The following is a 269-nucleotide window of genomic DNA, read 5'->3' on the forward strand; positions in this document are numbered from 1 at the left end:
GGATGGCCTCTCCACGCAGATGGAAGCGCCATGTGGCGAAGGAGTAACCGAAGGTCTTTCGCACCATCAGCGAGGACGAGACGACAGCACCGAGCACGAGCATGGAAATCGGAAAATCGCCGGTAAGCTCCAGTGCCAGGAAGGTCATGGTCATAGGGCCGCCCACGACTGCGACGGCAAGCGAGCTCATGCCGATGACGGCATAGACTTCGGGTGCGAGTGCCAGACCGGCTGGCAATACTGCGCCGGCCACGGCAGCAAACAGCTTG

Annotated in this window: 1 protein-coding gene; it reads right to left on the bottom strand. The window is 61.3% G+C overall.

What is annotated here, in order from left to right; genetic code table 11:
- Positions 1-269: chloride channel protein (locus SB719_RS20350; RefSeq protein WP_412159769.1), on the bottom strand; the 269-nt coding region annotated here is incomplete at both ends.

The organism is Pantoea sp. SIMBA_079, assembly GCF_046940275.1.
Classification (GTDB): Bacteria; Pseudomonadota; Gammaproteobacteria; order Enterobacterales; family Enterobacteriaceae; genus Pantoea; species Pantoea borealis.